This is a genomic window from Micromonospora arida (genome assembly GCF_003857035.1).
GTDB classification, from domain to species: Bacteria; Actinomycetota; Actinomycetes; order Mycobacteriales; family Micromonosporaceae; genus Micromonospora; species Micromonospora arida.
Map to the genome: position 1 here is coordinate 1 of NZ_QGSY01000117.1, position 1298 is coordinate 1298.

At 70.5% G+C, this 1298-nt stretch carries 1 protein-coding gene; it reads right to left on the bottom strand.

Translation table 11 applies throughout. The annotated features are described in order from the left end of the window. Positions 1–110: 110 nt before the first annotated feature. A complete protein-coding gene (locus tag DLJ58_RS06130) occupies positions 111–1253 on the bottom strand; it encodes a galactose-binding domain-containing protein (RefSeq protein WP_244218805.1) in 1143 nt (380 codons plus the stop codon). Positions 1254–1298 lie beyond the last annotated feature (45 nt).

A 1298-nucleotide genomic window follows, 5' to 3' on the forward strand; every position in this document is an offset into this window, starting at 1 on the left:
GGCCCACCCTCCCTTCGCTGATCATGAGGTTGACGGGCGGTTCGATCTCCACGAAGCCCGCCAACTCCATGATCGACAGGGCGGTGCGGGTTGACGAGCAACTCGCTCGGTCAGCTGGCGTGGATTTCCAGGGTGGACAGTTGGCCTGCGGGCCAGCCGGTGTTGCCGGTGACGGAGATTCGCACGTAGCGCGCCTGTGCGGCGGTGAAGGTCAGCGTCACCTGGTTACCGGTGGCCGGGTCGAACGTCCGCCCCGCCGATCCGACAAACGTGCCGAAGCTCCCCCCGTCCACGCTGCCCTGCACGGAGAGGGTCTGCGTCCGACTCCCCCACGCCGACGACGGCGGCAACTTCAGTACCACCCGCCCAACCGTGCGCGAGGAACCCAGATCGACCTGCACCCACTGCGGGAACGCGCTGTTGGCGCTCTCCCAGTAGCTGTTCACGTCACCGTCCACCACGTTGCCCGACCCGTAACTCTGGACGTGGCTGCTCTCGCTGGTGGGTCGACCCCGGGCCAGGTCCGAGTTGGCCGCAGCGTCCGTGGTGGCGGTGACCGCGTTCGATGCGCTGGAGGTGTTGCCGGCGGCGTCGCGGGCGACCACCGAGAAGGTGTACGCGGTGGACGGGCTGAGCCCGCTCACCGTCGCCGTGGTGCCCGTGACGGTCGCGACGACAGTGCCGCCCTGGCGTACCTGGTAACCGGTCACCCCGGTGTCGTCGGTGGATGCCGTCCACGCCAGCGACACGCTCGTCGACGTCTTGCCGGTGACCGTGAGGCCGCTGGGCGCGGTCGGCGGGTTGTCCGGGGTGGTGCTGCCGGCGTACACCTCGACCTTGGCGAGCTGGCCCGCCGGCCAGCCGGTGTTGCCGGCGATGCTCAGCCGGACGTAGCGGGCCGTGGTGGTCGTCAGCGTGCGGGTGACGGTGTTGCCGGTTGCCGGGTCGAAGGTGAACGCGGAGGCCGCGGCGATGGTCGAGAAGGTGCTGCCGTTGACGCTGCCCTGCACGGTGATCGTCTGGGTGCGCGCGCCCCAGCCGGCGGGGAGCCGCACGACGAGCTTGTTGACCTGGTGGCTGGCGCCGAGGTCGACCTGCCACCAGTGTGGGAAGGCGCCGCCGCCGCTCTCCCAGTAGCTGCCGGCGTCGGAGTCCACCGCGTTCGACGCCGGGAACGGACCGTTCTGGCTGCTGGCCGAGGTGGACCGGCCGGCCGCGAGGTCGCCGCTGGTCGGGGGCGGGGTGCCGACCATCGGTGGGGCTGGCTCTTATACACATCTGACGCTGCCGACGAACCC